General features: G+C 70.4%; 14 protein-coding genes and 2 pseudogenes. 9 read left to right on the forward strand and 7 right to left on the reverse strand.

What is annotated here, in order from left to right:
- Window positions 1–101 precede the first annotated feature (101 nt).
- Window positions 102–416, forward strand: coding sequence for a hypothetical protein (locus EFK10_RS09955; RefSeq protein WP_127355370.1), 315 nt, complete (start codon window positions 102–104; stop codon window positions 414–416).
- Between the two features lie 203 nt (window positions 417–619).
- On the opposite strand, the gene EFK10_RS09960 is transcribed toward EFK10_RS09955, so the two are convergent.
- A complete protein-coding gene (locus EFK10_RS09960; RefSeq protein ID WP_127355371.1) occupies window positions 620–1,045 on the reverse strand; it encodes a hypothetical protein in 426 nt (141 codons plus the stop codon).
- Between the two features lie 419 nt (window positions 1,046–1,464).
- On the opposite strand from EFK10_RS09960, the gene gdhA reads away from it, so the two are divergent.
- Window positions 1,465–2,829, forward strand: coding sequence for an NADP-specific glutamate dehydrogenase (gene gdhA / locus EFK10_RS09965; protein ID WP_127355372.1), 1,365 nt, complete (start codon window positions 1,465–1,467; stop codon window positions 2,827–2,829).
- Window positions 2,830–3,790: 961 nt separating this feature from the next.
- Here gdhA and EFK10_RS53155 read toward each other — a convergent pair.
- Window positions 3,791–4,272: pseudogene (locus EFK10_RS53155) on the reverse strand (QsdR family transcriptional regulator).
- 30 nt (window positions 4,273–4,302) lie between these two features.
- Here EFK10_RS53155 and EFK10_RS09970 point away from each other — a divergent pair.
- The 4 genes from EFK10_RS09970 (at window position 4,303) to EFK10_RS51960 (ending at window position 7,661) form a co-directional block, all read left to right on the forward strand.
- On the forward strand, window positions 4,303–5,403 hold the full coding sequence (locus EFK10_RS09970; RefSeq protein WP_127355373.1) for a carboxylate-amine ligase: 1,101 nt from the start codon (window positions 4,303–4,305) through the stop codon (window positions 5,401–5,403).
- Between the two features lie 483 nt (window positions 5,404–5,886).
- Entirely contained in the window at window positions 5,887–6,555 is a 669-nt protein-coding gene (locus EFK10_RS09975) for a hypothetical protein (protein WP_127355374.1), read from the forward strand.
- Window positions 6,556–6,885: 330 nt separating this feature from the next.
- The gene (locus EFK10_RS47210; RefSeq protein WP_164835910.1) at window positions 6,886–7,023 is read left to right on the forward strand and encodes a hypothetical protein; all 138 of its coding nucleotides are present in this window, start codon (window positions 6,886–6,888) and stop codon (window positions 7,021–7,023) included.
- Between the two features lie 512 nt (window positions 7,024–7,535).
- Window positions 7,536–7,661 (forward strand): hypothetical protein, encoded by a 126-nt coding sequence (locus EFK10_RS51960; RefSeq protein ID WP_265737486.1) that lies wholly within the window; start codon window positions 7,536–7,538, stop codon window positions 7,659–7,661.
- Between the two features lie 72 nt (window positions 7,662–7,733).
- On the opposite strand, the gene EFK10_RS09985 is transcribed toward EFK10_RS51960, so the two are convergent.
- The 5 genes and pseudogenes from EFK10_RS09985 to EFK10_RS10005 all read right to left on the reverse strand — a co-directional run bounded on the left by EFK10_RS09985 (window position 7,734) and on the right by EFK10_RS10005 (window position 11,996).
- Window positions 7,734–8,114, reverse strand: a complete 381-nt coding sequence (locus EFK10_RS09985) for a hypothetical protein (protein ID WP_127355375.1) — start codon at window positions 8,112–8,114, stop codon at window positions 7,734–7,736.
- A gap of 767 nt (window positions 8,115–8,881) precedes the next feature.
- Window positions 8,882–9,059, reverse strand: a pseudogene (locus EFK10_RS49830) (transposase family protein); the annotation flags it as partial.
- Window positions 9,060–9,079: 20 nt separating this feature from the next.
- Window positions 9,080–9,589, reverse strand: a complete 510-nt coding sequence (locus tag EFK10_RS09995) for a DUF309 domain-containing protein (protein WP_127355376.1) — start codon at window positions 9,587–9,589, stop codon at window positions 9,080–9,082.
- Between the two features lie 405 nt (window positions 9,590–9,994).
- Entirely contained in the window at window positions 9,995–10,213 is a 219-nt protein-coding gene (locus EFK10_RS10000) for a hypothetical protein (RefSeq protein WP_127355377.1), read from the reverse strand.
- Between the two features lie 1,033 nt (window positions 10,214–11,246).
- Window positions 11,247–11,996: an SOS response-associated peptidase gene (locus tag EFK10_RS10005; RefSeq protein ID WP_127355378.1), complete on the reverse strand. Its 750-nt coding sequence runs from the start codon at window positions 11,994–11,996 to the stop codon at window positions 11,247–11,249.
- Window positions 11,997–12,288: 292 nt separating this feature from the next.
- On the opposite strand from EFK10_RS10005, the gene EFK10_RS51965 reads away from it, so the two are divergent.
- The 3 genes from EFK10_RS51965 to EFK10_RS48555 all read left to right on the forward strand — a co-directional run bounded on the left by EFK10_RS51965 (window position 12,289) and on the right by EFK10_RS48555 (window position 12,954).
- Entirely contained in the window at window positions 12,289–12,420 is a 132-nt protein-coding gene (locus EFK10_RS51965; RefSeq protein WP_265737487.1) for a hypothetical protein, read from the forward strand.
- 184 nt (window positions 12,421–12,604) lie between these two features.
- Entirely contained in the window at window positions 12,605–12,727 is a 123-nt protein-coding gene (locus EFK10_RS51970) for a hypothetical protein (RefSeq protein WP_265737488.1), read from the forward strand.
- Window positions 12,724–12,954: a hypothetical protein gene (locus EFK10_RS48555; RefSeq protein ID WP_127355379.1), complete on the forward strand. Its 231-nt coding sequence runs from the start codon at window positions 12,724–12,726 to the stop codon at window positions 12,952–12,954. The genes EFK10_RS51970 and EFK10_RS48555 overlap by 4 nt, the downstream gene beginning before the upstream one ends.
- The last annotated feature ends 664 nt before the right edge of the window (window positions 12,955–13,618 follow it).

A 13,618-nucleotide genomic window follows, 5' to 3' on the forward strand; every position in this document is an offset into this window, starting at 1 on the left:
GTGACGCTGCTCTCGGGCCGTCCGCGGTCCTACGGTTCGCCCACGGATCCTCACAAACCGGAGCCCGGAGCGAGATTGGGCACCACGCCGACACCGGCGCCGTGACCGACAGCCGCGCGTGCACGTGCCGGCCAACCGTTCAAGAGCTCGCCGGGGCTGCCCTGGTGTCACGCGGCGGTTCGGCCCTGGGCGCGTCGGAATGTCCACAGCTGGTCGGTCTCCTTAAGCGCACCTTCTTCCTGCGCCACCGCGACGGCTGCCGGGTGCGCCTGTCCGTAGACATCTGCGAGCACGGCCGGGACGCGGGACGGCTGTACGCCGAGGGCTACCTGCCGGAGAAGCCCGACGAGGTCGACCCTCCCATCACGGGGCCGCGCCGGGCACGCGGTCGGACGTGCCCTGGGCCGCGTCCCTGAGCCTTCTGCTCCCAGCGTTCGGCTGTCTCCCGCACACTGCCCGCCCCGGTGCGGACCGTGTGGGCAGCGTCGGTGAGTCCCACCGGCTCCCAGTCCTTGTCGGTGGTCGTGGCGGCCACCACCGCCTCGGCGCGCTGCTGGAGGGTGAGGCCGAGCTGTTCGAGGAGGTCCTCGTCGTCGCGGCGGACGGAGTCGAGCAGATCTCAGCTGTCGGTGTCGCCAATCTCCTGGGCGATGTGTTCGCCGGCCCGGCAGGTAGCCACCGCGAAGGCGGTGACCCCGTATTCCCGCTCGGTGTTCTTCAGCAGCTGCCACTGCGTGGCCTTCCCCCGCAGCAGGGCGACCGGGACCCCCATCGCCACCTCCAAGGGCAGCCGGACGACCATCCCGGTCAGGAGCAAGGCACCGCCGAAAACGGTCTGCACCAGCCCCCGGGGCTGCAACATCTTCAGGCGTTCGTCGATACGGCGCACGTGGCCCCGGGCGCCGGCGATGCGGTACTCCAAGGTCTCGCGGTACTCCTCGGCGGGCGCGACCGCGGCATGCGCCCTGAGCCGGTCGGCGACCGCGGCTTCGGCCTCGCGGACCTCGCGCAGCGCCGGGATGAGCACGTCTGTGGCGGCTGTCATCACGTTTCCCCTCGGCTGGTCCCACGCGGACAAGGACCCGGAACCGGCGTGGCCGGACGATCATCGGCTCTCGCCCCTCTCCCACCGTGCCCGCACTGGGCCCCTCCCGCATCTTCCCGGCACGCCTGCAGGACGTGGGTGGCCGACTGTCCCCCTGTGCATCGACGATGACGTGCATCCGCGCAGGCCTCCGCGGCAGTGCCCAGCGGCTGTGCCAGGCCACGATCCGGGAACAGCCCTTTCGCGGCGCGCCGACGGGTGGCCGCTTCCGCAGTCGGCCATCGGGGTCATTGCGACAGCACCTGCGGCGGTGCGGCCGGGACAGGCGCGCCTGCCGGACAGGATGGCCCGGTGGCCATGACGGGCCATCAGGATACGGCTGGGGCGCGTGCGGCGTTCCTGCGGATGGAGGCACGTCCATGACAGTGCAGTGCGGGCAGGCCGAAGGTCTCCGCCTGACCGGCGGGGTCTACGCGGCCGTCGAGGCACGCGACCCCGGACAGCCGGAGTTCCACCAAGCCGTGCGGGAGGTGCTGGAGTCGTTGGAGCCGGTCCTTGCCCGCAATCCGGAGTACCTGCGGTCCCGGGTGCTGGAGCGGCTGTGCGAACCGGAACGGCAGCTCGTCTTCCGTGTCCCGTGGGTCGACGATACCGGGCAGGTGCAGGTCAACCGCGGGTTCCGGGTGGAGTTCAACTCCGCGCTCGGACCGTACAAGGGCGGCCTGCGCTTCCATCCCTCGGTCAGCCTCGGCATCGTGAAATTCCTCGGCTTCGAGCAGATCTTCAAGAACGCGCTGACCGGGCTGCCGATCGGCGGCGCCAAGGGTGGCTCGGACTTCGACCCCAAGGGGCGCTCCGACGGGGAGGTGATGCGGTTCTGCCAGTCGTTCATGACCGAGCTGTACCGGCACCTCGGCGAGCACACCGACGTGCCTGCCGGCGACATCGGCGTCGGCGGCCGCGAGATCGGATACCTCTTCGGCCAGTACAAGCGGATCACCAACCGGTACGAGTCCGGAGTCCTCACTGGCAAGGGCCTGGGCTGGGGCGGCTCCCACGTCCGCACCGAGGCCACCGGCTATGGCACCGTCTACTTCGTCTCCCAGATGCTGGCGCAGCGCGGCCAAGGCCTCGACGGCCTGCGGGCCGTGGTCTCCGGCTCCGGCAACGTCGCGATCCACGCCGCGCAGAAGGTGCACGAGCTCGGCGGCAGGGTCATCGCGATGTCGGACTCCGACGGTTACGTGGTCGACGAGGCCGGCATCGACGTCGAGCTGGTCAAGGACGTCAAGCTGCGGCGCCGCGGCCGGATCAAGGAGTACGCGAACACCCTGAGCAGGGCCCGCTACATCCAAGGTGGGTCGATCTGGGACGTGCCGTGCGCGGTCGCACTGCCCTGCGCCACCCACAACGAGCTGGACGAGGACGCGGCACACACGCTGCTGACAGGCGGCGTGGTGGCGGTCGCGGAGGGCGCCAACATGCCGACCACGCCCCAGGCGGTGCGGCTGTTCCAGCAGTCCGGCATCGCGTTCGCCCCCGGGAAGGCCGCCAACGCCGGCGGCGTGGCCACCTCGGCGCTGGAGATGCAGCAGAACGCCTCCCGCGACTCCTGGCATTTCGACTACACCGACCAGCGGCTGGCCGCCATCATGACCGACATCCACACCATCTGCCGCACTACGGCGGAGGAGTACGCAGCTCCCGGCAACTATGTGCTCGGAGCGAACATCGCCGGCTTCCTCAAAGTGGCCGACACCATGCTCGACCTCGGCGTGGTGTAGTCCCACCGCCGCGCAGCATGCCCGGCCCCGCGGGATAGGGTCGACGGCAGGCCCAGCGCGGGCCCCGGCGAGACGCGGTCTGCAGTTGCTGTCATCACGCCTCCTCCAGCTGGTCCCACGCGGACAAGACACCCCGAACGACGTGGCCGGACGAAAACCGGCTCTCGCCCCTCTCCCACCGTGCCCGCAACGGGACCCTCCCGCATCTTCCCGCTGCGCACGCCCGCAGGACATGGGTGGCCCACTGTCCCCCCGGGGCATCGACCTCTCGTGCGCATGCCTGACGATCGTCCCGGGTGCCGCGGCTCTGCCACGACTATGGCAATCGGCACGAAGCAGGCCGCGCGGGCCCGGCTGCCGAGATGGACAGGTAGCAGTTGGATTCCAGGGGCTCTGCCAACGACGTAGGTTGGGGTTATCTCATTCGCCAGGCACACAGGCGGTGACCAGGTAGCGCGGCTCGCGCGAAAGCAAGGAACCCGCAGCGCCCCAGATCGGTGTGACCGGACGCAGCGTCCCCGGGCATCGGTCAACCAGCTTCGGGCAGGCGCCCCGGTGTCCGTCGGCCGGCAGTCCCGTACGGGTTGGCGGGTGGGCAGCCCGACCAGATCAGTGGCTGCCCGAGCCCAGGGAGACGGCGGCGCCGGCCAGGGGCTCGCCGAGCAGGTTCCGGCAGTCGCATCGAGGATGCGCACGAGGCCCATCTGCGCGGCACAGTCCGGCAGATGATCGAACGGCATGCCCCGGCCGGGCCCATGGCCACCGCAGTGGCACCTCCCGCACGGAATGCGTGCCAGCAGTCGTCATCGTCGGCCGCCGCGTCTGCAAGCCAGCCCAGGAAGAACAGCACCTGCACCGTTTGTGCCCGGCACTGTGCTCGTTGGTCCGAGGCATGGATCCGGATGAGGACTGCAGTCTGGCTCCCGGCCTCCCGCTGCACCCTGGGGCAGGGACGGTGCCTTCAAGCTTCACGCAGGATGAGGCGGATGATGTCGATGGCTCGGCGCATGTGGCGTTCGGTACCAGTGATGATGTCGCTGAAAAGGAAGGATTCAGCGATCCGCACCGTCGCGTAGGAGATCGTGTCCACGTCGATGGGCGGGTGGAAGCTGCCCTCGTCAACCGCCTCTTGGAAGATCGTCGCAGCGCCTCGACAATCCTAGGCTGTACCACGCCGTGCTGCGAGGTCAGCACGCGCAGGGCGGGTTCTGGGTCGGTGACCAGAAGTCGCCGGAGGGGTGCTGAGCCGTCTACGGCCTGTACGAAGCCCTGGATCACTTCCAGCAGGTAGCCGATTCCCTCTCCGCGGGCCTGCAGACGAGCCCGTTCGATGGCTCGCTCGGCATACGCCCACAGCACCTCGCCCAAGAGCAGTTCCTTGTTGCCGGCCCACCGGTACACCGTGGCTCGACTGACCCCGAGCTCGGTGGCGAGGTCGCGCATGTCCAGCGGCACAGTGGGAGAGTAAGCGCTATGGCTGTTCTCGCCTTCGGCGTTGAGGAGGAATATCTGCTGCTGGATCCGGTGAGTGGGTTGCCGGTGCCAGCAGCCGATGCAGTCCGGGCTGCGGCGGGGCTGGAGTCGGCGCTTTCCGCTGCTGAAGTGCAGCCGGAGATGCTGCAGGTGCAGGTCGAGATCGCCACCCCGGTGTGCCAGACGTTGACCGAGGTCGGCGGGCATCTGCTGCGGCTGCGCCACGCGGTGGGCGCGGCGGCGGAGAAGGTGGGCTGCCGGATCGCCGCCTGCGGCACGGCCCCGCTGTGGACAGGCACACAAGCGCCGCTGACCGACACGCCCAGATACCGGCAGATGCGCATCGACGCAGCCCAGTTGGCGGACGAGCAGCTGGTCAACGGCATGCATGTGCATGTGTCCATGGCCGACCGGGACACCGGTGTGATGGTGCTGAACCGGCTGCGTCCCTGGCTGCCGATACTGGTGGCCATCGGCGCGAACTCACCGATGTGGCGCGGGCGCGACACCGGCTTCGCCAGTTGGCGCACCGTGCTCTTCGACCGCTGGCCGGTCAGCGGCAGACCGCCCGTCTTCCGCAACGCCCGCGACTACGACCGGCGTGCCGATCAGCTCGTCGACAGCGGGGCGATCGCAGATCGCCGCCAGCTGTACTGGCAGGCCCGGCTGTCCAAGCGCTACCCCACCATCGAAATCCGCGCAACGGACGTGCAGCTATGTGCCGACGACGCCGTGATGCTCGCCGGGCTCATCCGCGCCCTGGTGGACGCGGCCCTGCGCAGCGATCGGGCCGGCGAGCCCCTGCTCCGAGTCCAACCCGAGATGCTGCACGCCGCCGCCTGGCACGCCGCCCGCCACGGACTGGGCGGCCACCTCATCGCACCGCACGGCGCCGGCATGCCCGCCCGGGAGGCGGTCGGCCTCCTGCTGGACCACCTCACCCCCCCGCTCACCGCGACCGGCGACACCCAACAGGTCACCGCCTTCCTGCAACGCCTGCTCCGGGACGGCACCGGCGCAGCCCGCCAGCGCCAGGCCCTGCACCACGCCGGGCCCGAAGGTCTCATCCAGCTGCTCACCACCCAGACCACCGCCCCCTGACCGCCGCAAAGCGCGCGCATCAGGCCGGCTGCGGCCGGTCAGTCGATGTGGCACGTCACGGGGAATGACGGGGGAGCCGCCCGGCGGCACGCAGGTCAGCGTCCCGCCGGTCCCCCCGTTGCGTGGACGGGGTCCTCGTCCGCGAGGGCCTCCCGCAAGATGTGGTCGACAGACAGCACGCGGCTGAACTCGGTGAGAGCCGCAGCACCCAACACCAGGCGCAGCATGCCGCCCTGCTGCCGGGGGAAACACGCCGATCTTGGACTGTGCTGCCCAACCGCCGGCGGCCGAGGGGTCATCCGGCGGGTCTGCCGGTTCCACCACCTCGACCATGCCGGGCCGGTGACGTCGGTGCCCTCGCGACGGGACACCGTTCGGTGTGACCTGCCGGAACGCTTTGGGTTCTTGCTACCCCCTCTATCCGTGCGGGCTTGGCGGCCAGGGCGGCCGGGGGGAGGCTGGAGAGGGGCGCAGGAGGCCGTCATGCGCGTCCCGGACATCCGGATCGGCGAGACCTACCAGGTGAAGGTCCCCCGGCGACTCCCGTCGACCCTCCGCCGCTTCCCCGGGAGCGAAGCGGAGCACGCCGCCCGCATGCGGCTGGACCAGCACTGCGGCCACCGCTTCGCCCTCACCGTCACCGACATCCACCCCGACACCGCCACCGTCGACGGCTACGAGACCGTCACCACCAGCCGCGCAACCCTGCCCCTTACCGCGGAGCAGACCGCCCTCCTGGATCTCCCCACCGGCCCCTCCTACGAGATCGACGGCATCGTCACCGACACCGACGGCAACGACGTCACGCTCACCGCCGCCGTCACCTACACCGGCCTGCCCGCTGCCTGGCTGCGCCCCCGCGCCGAACCCGTCCCCATCGCCCCCGGCCGCGCCCGGTACTGCCGCGTCCGGGTCCGTCGATGGGCCACCGGCATGACCGCCGAGGACGTCGCCCGCGCCGCCGATGAAGCACAAGAACACGAACGGGACATCGCCGGGGAGGCGCTCGACAGCTACCGGGCCGAGGAATGTCTGCGCACTGCCGAGGTCGAGCACCAGGAATGGCAGCGGATTTCATCGCTCATGAAACAAATGGGAATGGAGACGTACGATCCGGAGAAAGACCCGGAAGCCAGAGAAACCGACTCCTGACGCGAAATCCTGTCAGACACCCCATGGCGCCGCGGGTACTGACCCGCAGACCGTCCGCACCCGGCGTGGCGCCGTTCGAGACGCTCGACAGGGACCGTGTCGGATCGCTCGGCTGAAATGGCGGTGGGTTCGGCCGGAGGAGGCCGGGATCGGGGCGACGCCAGCCAGGTGCGCGAACGTTGACGGGTCGCATGCGCTCGGGGTTGTCCCCGGCCGAGGCGAGCAGTTGTCCGGCGGTCTCGGGACCGACACCGAACAGCTCCAGCAAGGCGGGAGCCGCTTGCCGGACGAGGGGCGAGTTCGGCGTCCAGCTCGGCGATCTCGGTGTCCATGGCCTGGTGGCGGCGGGCCAGGCGGCGCACCGCCCGGCGGCAGGGCTTCGACGACCTCTCCCTTGGCTTCGGCGATCTTCTCGCGGCCGCCGAACTCGCCCATGTGGGCGGACTTTGCACCGCGTCAGTCGGTTGATCTTGTGCCCGTGATGTCGCGTTGGTCCCTTCCGGTGGGCGGTGCCGGGTAGGGGCGCGCGTCGGCTGTCGCGCCGGTGGCGCCGGGCTCCACGGCCCCGGGGACTGCGGGTGACCTCCTCGCGGTGCCCGACGGGTCTGTGCGCCCGGTTCAGGTGGGGTAGGGCAGGGCCAGGAGGCGGCGGACGCGGTGATGATCTCGTCCGCCCAGGGCCAGGTTCCGGGGATCTTCAGGCGGCGTCGGCGCTGGCCGCGGACGAGGACGGCGGGGACATGGAGGAAGCGGTAGCGCAACGTCTTCGGGGCCGCCTTGGCGAGCTCGCCCCGGAATTCCGTGGCGTGACCTGCCGGAGCAATACGGCCGACGGTGTACGGGCTGTTCGGCCCGATGGCAGCGCGACGGCACCTGGCACCGGATATTCGAGCAACTCCAGGCCCGGGCCGAGCGAAAGGGCTGATCACCTGGCATCTCGGTGGACTCGACGATCGCCCGCACCCACCAGCACGCGGCCGGTGCCGCAAAAGGGGGATCTGCAGGTCGAGCCGCCCGGTGGCGTCCTCGCCGAGCCCGAAGACCAAGGCAAGCTCTCCCGCTACGAAGCCACCGTGCTGGTCGCCGCCATCAACGAATGGCTGTGACCAGCACTTTCGAAACCCGCCCTAGCTTGTCGCGGTTGTTGTGGTGGTTGTTGTCGTGACTGTTGAGACTTCTTACTTTGCCTCTTCCGCTGCCCTCGCCGCGGGCTCCTCACCCTCGGCGGGACCGGCCTCGGCCTCCTCAGCCGCAGGGGCTTCGGGCGCTTCCCCCTCTGCCTCTTCTGCTGTCTCCGCCGCGGGCTCCTCACCCTCGGCGGGACCGGCCTCGGCCTCCTCAGCCGCAGGGGCTTCGGGCGCTTCCCCCTCTGCCTCTTCTGCTGTCTCCGCCGCGGGCTCCTCACCCTCGGCGGGACCGGCCTCGGCCTCCTCAGCCGCGGGGGCCGTGGTTGTTGTCGTAGTTGTCGTTGTCGTGGTTGTTGTTGTGGTTGTTGAGTCCTTGGGAGCTTCTGCCTCTGTCCCTTCGACCGCAGTGGGCTCCTGCTCGATGTCGCTCACGTGTTCACGTCCTTCCCGTACTGGCAAGTGGGAAGAGGCTTGGGCATCGCCTGGCTGGAATACCATCACGATGCGGAATTCAGTACCCATAATGTCACTAATCAGAATATGTGGTGCTCTCTGGGTCTATGTCTTTGGGGCCACTGAGCCCTTTCCAACTTGGCTGATCGCGAAGTGAGTTGGGAATGGGGGCGTGTACGGGTGGTGAAGCTCCTGGTAGAAGGGTTGTCGACCAAGAGCAACTTGTCCGCAGCTTCGTGTGGTTGTGTCCGCGAAGCACCCGGCAGCTGTGGGCGCCCCGTTGCGATACCTGCCGCAAGGGGGGCGGGGGTCCGGGGTCCTTCCCTGACCAGATGAGTTGTCCGGTCTGCCTGGCCGCAGCGGTCAGGTGGTGCGGCGGCTGAAGAGGGTGCGGAAGCCGGGTTCGGGCCGAGCCCCGGGCGGTACGCGTCGTGCGCTGGTTGACATGCCCGCCGTCCCCGGGCAGCGATGGGCGGTTCGTGACGGGCAGTGGGGTAGAAAAGAGCCCAGAGCATCCAGTCCCGGGTGCCGGAAGTTTGCGGGGACAGCGGACCGTTTCTCCGCGCAGCCAGAGGGAATGCGCGTCATGGCCAGCGGTACCGTCAAATGGTTCAACGCCGGGAAGGACCGTGGACAGCACTGGCCGCGGGGCGGTGAGACCCTTCACCGACGAGGTTCTCGCCACCGACATCCTCGCGGCTGCTGCACCACTGCGACGTCATCACCATCCACGGCCCCCAGCGGCCGGAGAACACGTCCTCCATCGTGCGCAGCCGCACCCCGGGCCGGTCCGGGACGGCGAAGCCGCGAGCGGCCAGCCGCGGGCGGACCTCGCGGATCGCTGCGGACACGGCGGAGCGGTCCACCCCGTACAGCTTCGCCAGCGCGGCATGCGGCAGCCCCCAACCGCAGGTGCACCAGCGTTTGCCGTACACACCCGGGCCTCAGGGGTGACGTTCTCGCAGCGGGGGAGGCGTGAGCCGGGCCGGGGCTGCAAACGCCCCGCTCGCGAGGCCGTCAGCCGCCCACCGCGCCCATACGATGAGACCACCGACGTCGATGGCGTACGGCGGGGCCTGCCGGTAGGGCGCGATCGCGCCCGCAGCCCTGCGCAGCAGCACCACGGCGCCGCGCGTGTTGCCGCGAGCCGCATGGGTCAGCCCCACGGCGAACTGCGCCAGCCCCTTCCACAGCGCCCGCTCGCCGGGATCGGACGCGGACTTCCACGCGTCCTCGAAGACCTCGTGCGCGTGGAAGGGCAAGCCCGCGTCGAGCAGCCGCTGGGCCTCGGCCAGCGTCTCATCGGGAGTACGCCGGATGCCTTCCGGCTGCCGGGCGGCACCTTCCGCCCCATACGGCAACGGCCGCCCCAGGGCGTCGCGCGGCCGGGCGCTGCGGGCCCGCCCGGCCGTGTCCCGGTCCCGAGCCCGCTCTGCGGGACTGCTGTCGCTCATGGCCCCATGGTGCACGTCGCGGCCACTGCCGTCAGGATGGGGCGGACTCCCCCGGTTCGCCCGTGTCTTGCTGCTCGGGGGCCGGAGGACCCAGGCCGTCGAACCGGCCGGCTGACCGTCGCCCTTGTCCCAGCAGCGGAGCGAACTCCCCCGGCGGTGCCTTGTCACTCAAAGTTCGGTGGCACGAACTTACTGGTCACCAACCGCCCGCCCGCCAGACCGCGTTCGGTGAGACCGCGACTGCGTTGCATGAGAACGGTCACCCGCTACTGATGGCGAGCGGCGGTGGGCCGCCGCAGGACGCCTGCGGTCTCAGGCGAGACTCCGCTTGGGGCTCCAGGGCGACCACGTGGCCGGCGGCGCGTACAAGGAAAGGGGCAGGAGGACCTGTTGGCGGCTGCCTCGTCACTCATTCGACTGGCCGGCACCACGCTCGTAACGGTCGGGCCACAGGCAGTGCCCGGCCAGAGTCTTCCACTCCCGATCGTCCTGGCCGGGCACGAGACGCCCCGCAGCCGCCCACCGGCGCGCCAGGGCTTCGAAGATCGGAGCGTCCACCGGGCGCCGAACCGTTTCGCCGCCGTGCAATACGAACGGCACCCATCGTGCCGCCATCGTCGTCATGCACACCTAACGCCCAGCCGCCCCGTAAGTTACCCCGCCGGACACCCACCGAAAGGCCCCCGCAGGCCCCTTACTCTCGTCCCCACCTCTGAACGCCACGGACCCCTTCACGTCAGCCGGAGCCGGATGTGCCCGGCTGAAACCCGCACCGGCTGTGGCGCGGGCCCGGCTGCCGAGATGGACAGGTAGCGGTCGGACTCCAGAGGCTCGGCGAGCGCAGTAGCTTGGGGTTATCCCATCCACCGAGCAACGGGGACCACGTAGCACGGCCCGCGCGACAGCGAGGAAACCCGCAGCAGGAAGAGCTTGATCCACACCGTCCCCAGAGGTCGGTGTAACCGGACGCAGATCGCAGCCGGGCCTCTTCCTACGCTCCCGGCACCGACAGCCCCGCCACCCCCGTCCGCGCGGGGCTGTCACCCGCTCGGCTGCGGACGCCACATCCGGATGCTCGATACCAGTAGGCCACCCCTCCCGCCGGTCCCCCCGTTGCGTGGACGGGGTCTTCGTCCGCGAGGGCCTCCCGCAACGTGTGGTCGACAGACAGCACGCGGGTGAACTCGGTGAGAGCCGCAGCACCCAACACCAGGCGCAGCTTGTCGCCCTACTGCCGGGGGAAACACGCCGATCTTGGACTTTGCTGCCCAACCGTCGGCGGCCGAGGGGTCATCCGGCGGGTCGGTTCGCGGGCTGTCGCTGGCCGGGAGCCCGTGCGGGGCAGTCTTCTCCGGCAGTTCGTGTCCGCTGCGCGGCCCTTGCGGCAACCTGGGTGTGTCGTGGTCGGCCAGCCAGCTGGACACTGCCTCGCGCTCGCATCGCCCTGCGGGACCGGCACCCGCGAGTCACTCGCCTTGCTGCGAGTCCACGACCAGATCCTCGTTCGCCATCGGTGGTACCGGCCCGACGAAGTGCGCTCCCCCGCAGGACTGCCGGCCGCCGCAGGACGTCGACGTGCGGCCGCCGGCAAAGAAGAGGCGGACCCCCACCCGGCCCGGCTGAGCTGATTCAACTCCGGCATGGTCGCTGCGGGCGGTCAGGCGCTGGTGTCGGCGTGAGGGGCGTCGTCCAGGAGCTGGGGACCCTCGTTATCCACGTTGTTGACCTCGGTGGACACGGCGCGGGCGTCCAGGTGGCCGCAGGCGGGAGCGGTCAGGAGCGCGCGGAGCTCGTCCGGATCCTGGTGCGTGGGGTCGAGCCAGGCGTCGTAGTCGGCCGGGGCGATGGCCAGCGGCATGCGCGGGTGGATCCGGCTGGCCGCGTCGGTGGCCTCGGTGGTGATGATGGTGCAGGTCGCCCACCACGCCGCCGGGTCGTCGTCCTCGGCCACCTTACGGTCGCGCCAGAACTCGTACAGTCCCGCCAGCGCCACCACCTGACCGTCCTCGGGATGGATGAAGTACGGCTGCTTGCGGACCTTCGCGGTTCCGGTCGCCGGGACGGCCTGCCACTCGTAAAAGCCATCCGCCGGCAGCAGGCAGCGGCGCGCGGCGAACGCACGGCGGTAGGCCGGCTTCTCGTGCACCGTCTCCGCCCGGGCATTGATCAACTTGGTGCCGATCTTCGCGTTCGTCGCCCAGGACGGCACCAGACCCCAGCGCAGCGGCCGCAGCTGCCGCTCCAACACCCCCGTCTCGCGCTCCGGGCGATGCAGCACCGCCCACACGTCGTCGGTGGGAGCGATGTTCCAGCTCGGCTCCACGCGCTGTTCCGGGTTCCAGCGGGTGACCTCGAACAGCTCGACCAGGTCCTGCGGGCTTCGGGTGGAGACGTATCGGCCGCACATACCCACCACCCTGCCACGCGGGCTGGTAGGACCTCGGGGAGCGCGGCCGCATCTGAGTTCGTCTGGGTGGCGGTCCGGGAGGCGTGGTGACCTCAGCGGGCGCCGCGAAATTGCCTGGCCAGCACCGTCGCACACCGCCTTCCATGTCCTCAACCGCACTGTGGCATGTCCAAAAGCCCGTCGGCTGATTCCATGGCATGCCCGCACCGCGGGTCCCCCTCCGGTGGCGCAGCCCATCCGTAAGCAGTGGAGTGGCGGTGCGGCATCCGCGAGGGCACGGCGCGGAGGAGCGATGGCGCGGCTCATGGTCAAGGGCGAGGACCTCATCGTCCGCCTGCCGTGGTGGGAGAAGGCGGCGGCCCGGCGCCGCAACGTGCACGTGCCCCTGTCCGAAGTCCACCAGGTGGCCATCGAAACCGACTGATGGCGGGCCCTGCGCGGCCTCGGCAGCCGGCCGCACCCCCGCGGAAAGAACTTCGCGGCCGTCGGCGCGCTCTCGCCAGCTGTGCCTCAGGCTTCCGCGTGGACCACGCGTGGCGGCCGCCACGCGAGCGAGGCCGAAGGCACCGCGGAGACGCGCCCGCATCACGGCCACCGGCGATCAGGAGATGTCCCGTCTCACCATCCACTCACCGGGCGGCGGCATCGTCCGCGCCCTGGCAACCTTGTACGGCACCATCCCGGACGACCGCGGACTCTGGGCCGAAGTCAACCTGGAGAGGACCACATGAACGCCGAGGAGTCAGTACCCGAAGTGGGAACGTGGGCACGGGACGTGACCCGCGACAAAGTCGGTCGCGTCATGGGGCACGTAGGCAGCCACGTGCAGTTGCGCCCGCGCGGCGGAAGCCAAGACTGGGAAGCGGCGCCCGCCGACCTGGAACCGGTCCCCGCGAGTGAGCTGCTGCGCCCGCGCGTGGCCGAGGCGAACGCGCGCAGCCGCAAGGGCTCCCGATGAGCGCCCCTGTGCCTCGGTGGGCCGAGACGGTGAGCAGCGCCGGCGCCGTGGTGCCCGCCCTCGCCTCTGCCGCCAGGGGCCGCGCCGCGTTCCTCAACCACCCTCAGGACTGTCCGGACTGCGCAGCCCAGAGCGGCCGTTGTGATGCCGCGCAGCAGCTTTGGGACACCTACCGCCAAGAGCGCGGATGAGTCCCCAGTAGCCCGCCGTCTGTCTCGTAGCCCCCGTGGCGCATGACGCCCCTCCTAGTCCAAGACCCCGAAGGGACGGCACGGCCCCCACCGCTCCTGCCCCCGTACGCCCGCCCGCCCCCGAGGCGTCCGTACCGCACCGGCCCCGACGATCTGCCCACACACAGACCGCCGGGGCGTTCCCCTCGCCTGTGCTCCGTGGCGCGTGACAGAACGTAGCGGCCACACGAGCCCCGGACCGACGCCGCACACCCCCGGCCGCCCGCGTCGGCGGACGCGAGCAAACGCCCGGAGAGCGCTGCGCAGGAGTTCGTGAAGGCCTGCGCAAACCACCACGACGGGCCGACGACAGCAACGCGGCACGACCGGGCGACCGCCTGCGCAAGAGTCCCGTCGCTCTTGCGCAATGCGACCGGCGAAGATCGCCGGGCGCCGTAGGTTGCGCAATCACCGCGTCGGGTTGCGCAATCGGG

The organism is Streptomyces soli (assembly GCF_003999195.1).
GTDB classification, from domain to species: Bacteria; Actinomycetota; Actinomycetes; order Streptomycetales; family Streptomycetaceae; genus Actinacidiphila; species Actinacidiphila soli.

What these genes read in the sequence shown, in the direction of transcription:
- EFK10_RS09970 (WP_127355373.1), top strand. Translation starts at nt 4,303, where the DNA reads ATGGCTGTTCTCGCCTTCGGCGTTGAGGAGGAATATCTGCTGCTGGAT.
- EFK10_RS10005 (WP_127355378.1), bottom strand. Translation starts at nt 11,996, where the DNA reads ATGTGCGGCCGATACGTCTCCACCCGAAGCCCGCAGGACCTGGTCGAG.
- EFK10_RS51965 (WP_265737487.1), top strand. Translation starts at nt 12,289, where the DNA reads ATGGCGCGGCTCATGGTCAAGGGCGAGGACCTCATCGTCCGCCTGCCG.
- EFK10_RS09975 (WP_127355374.1), top strand. Translation starts at nt 5,887, where the DNA reads ATGCGCGTCCCGGACATCCGGATCGGCGAGACCTACCAGGTGAAGGTC.
- EFK10_RS47210 (WP_164835910.1), top strand. Translation starts at nt 6,886, where the DNA reads ATGGCCTGGTGGCGGCGGGCCAGGCGGCGCACCGCCCGGCGGCAGGGC.
- gdhA (WP_127355372.1), top strand. Translation starts at nt 1,465, where the DNA reads ATGACAGTGCAGTGCGGGCAGGCCGAAGGTCTCCGCCTGACCGGCGGG.
- EFK10_RS48555 (WP_127355379.1), top strand. Translation starts at nt 12,724, where the DNA reads ATGAACGCCGAGGAGTCAGTACCCGAAGTGGGAACGTGGGCACGGGAC.
- EFK10_RS09960 (WP_127355371.1), bottom strand. Translation starts at nt 1,045, where the DNA reads ATGACAGCCGCCACAGACGTGCTCATCCCGGCGCTGCGCGAGGTCCGC.
- EFK10_RS51970 (WP_265737488.1), top strand. Translation starts at nt 12,605, where the DNA reads ATGTCCCGTCTCACCATCCACTCACCGGGCGGCGGCATCGTCCGCGCC.
- EFK10_RS09995 (WP_127355376.1), bottom strand. Translation starts at nt 9,589, where the DNA reads ATGAGCGACAGCAGTCCCGCAGAGCGGGCTCGGGACCGGGACACGGCC.
- EFK10_RS10000 (WP_127355377.1), bottom strand. Translation starts at nt 10,213, where the DNA reads ATGACGACGATGGCGGCACGATGGGTGCCGTTCGTATTGCACGGCGGC.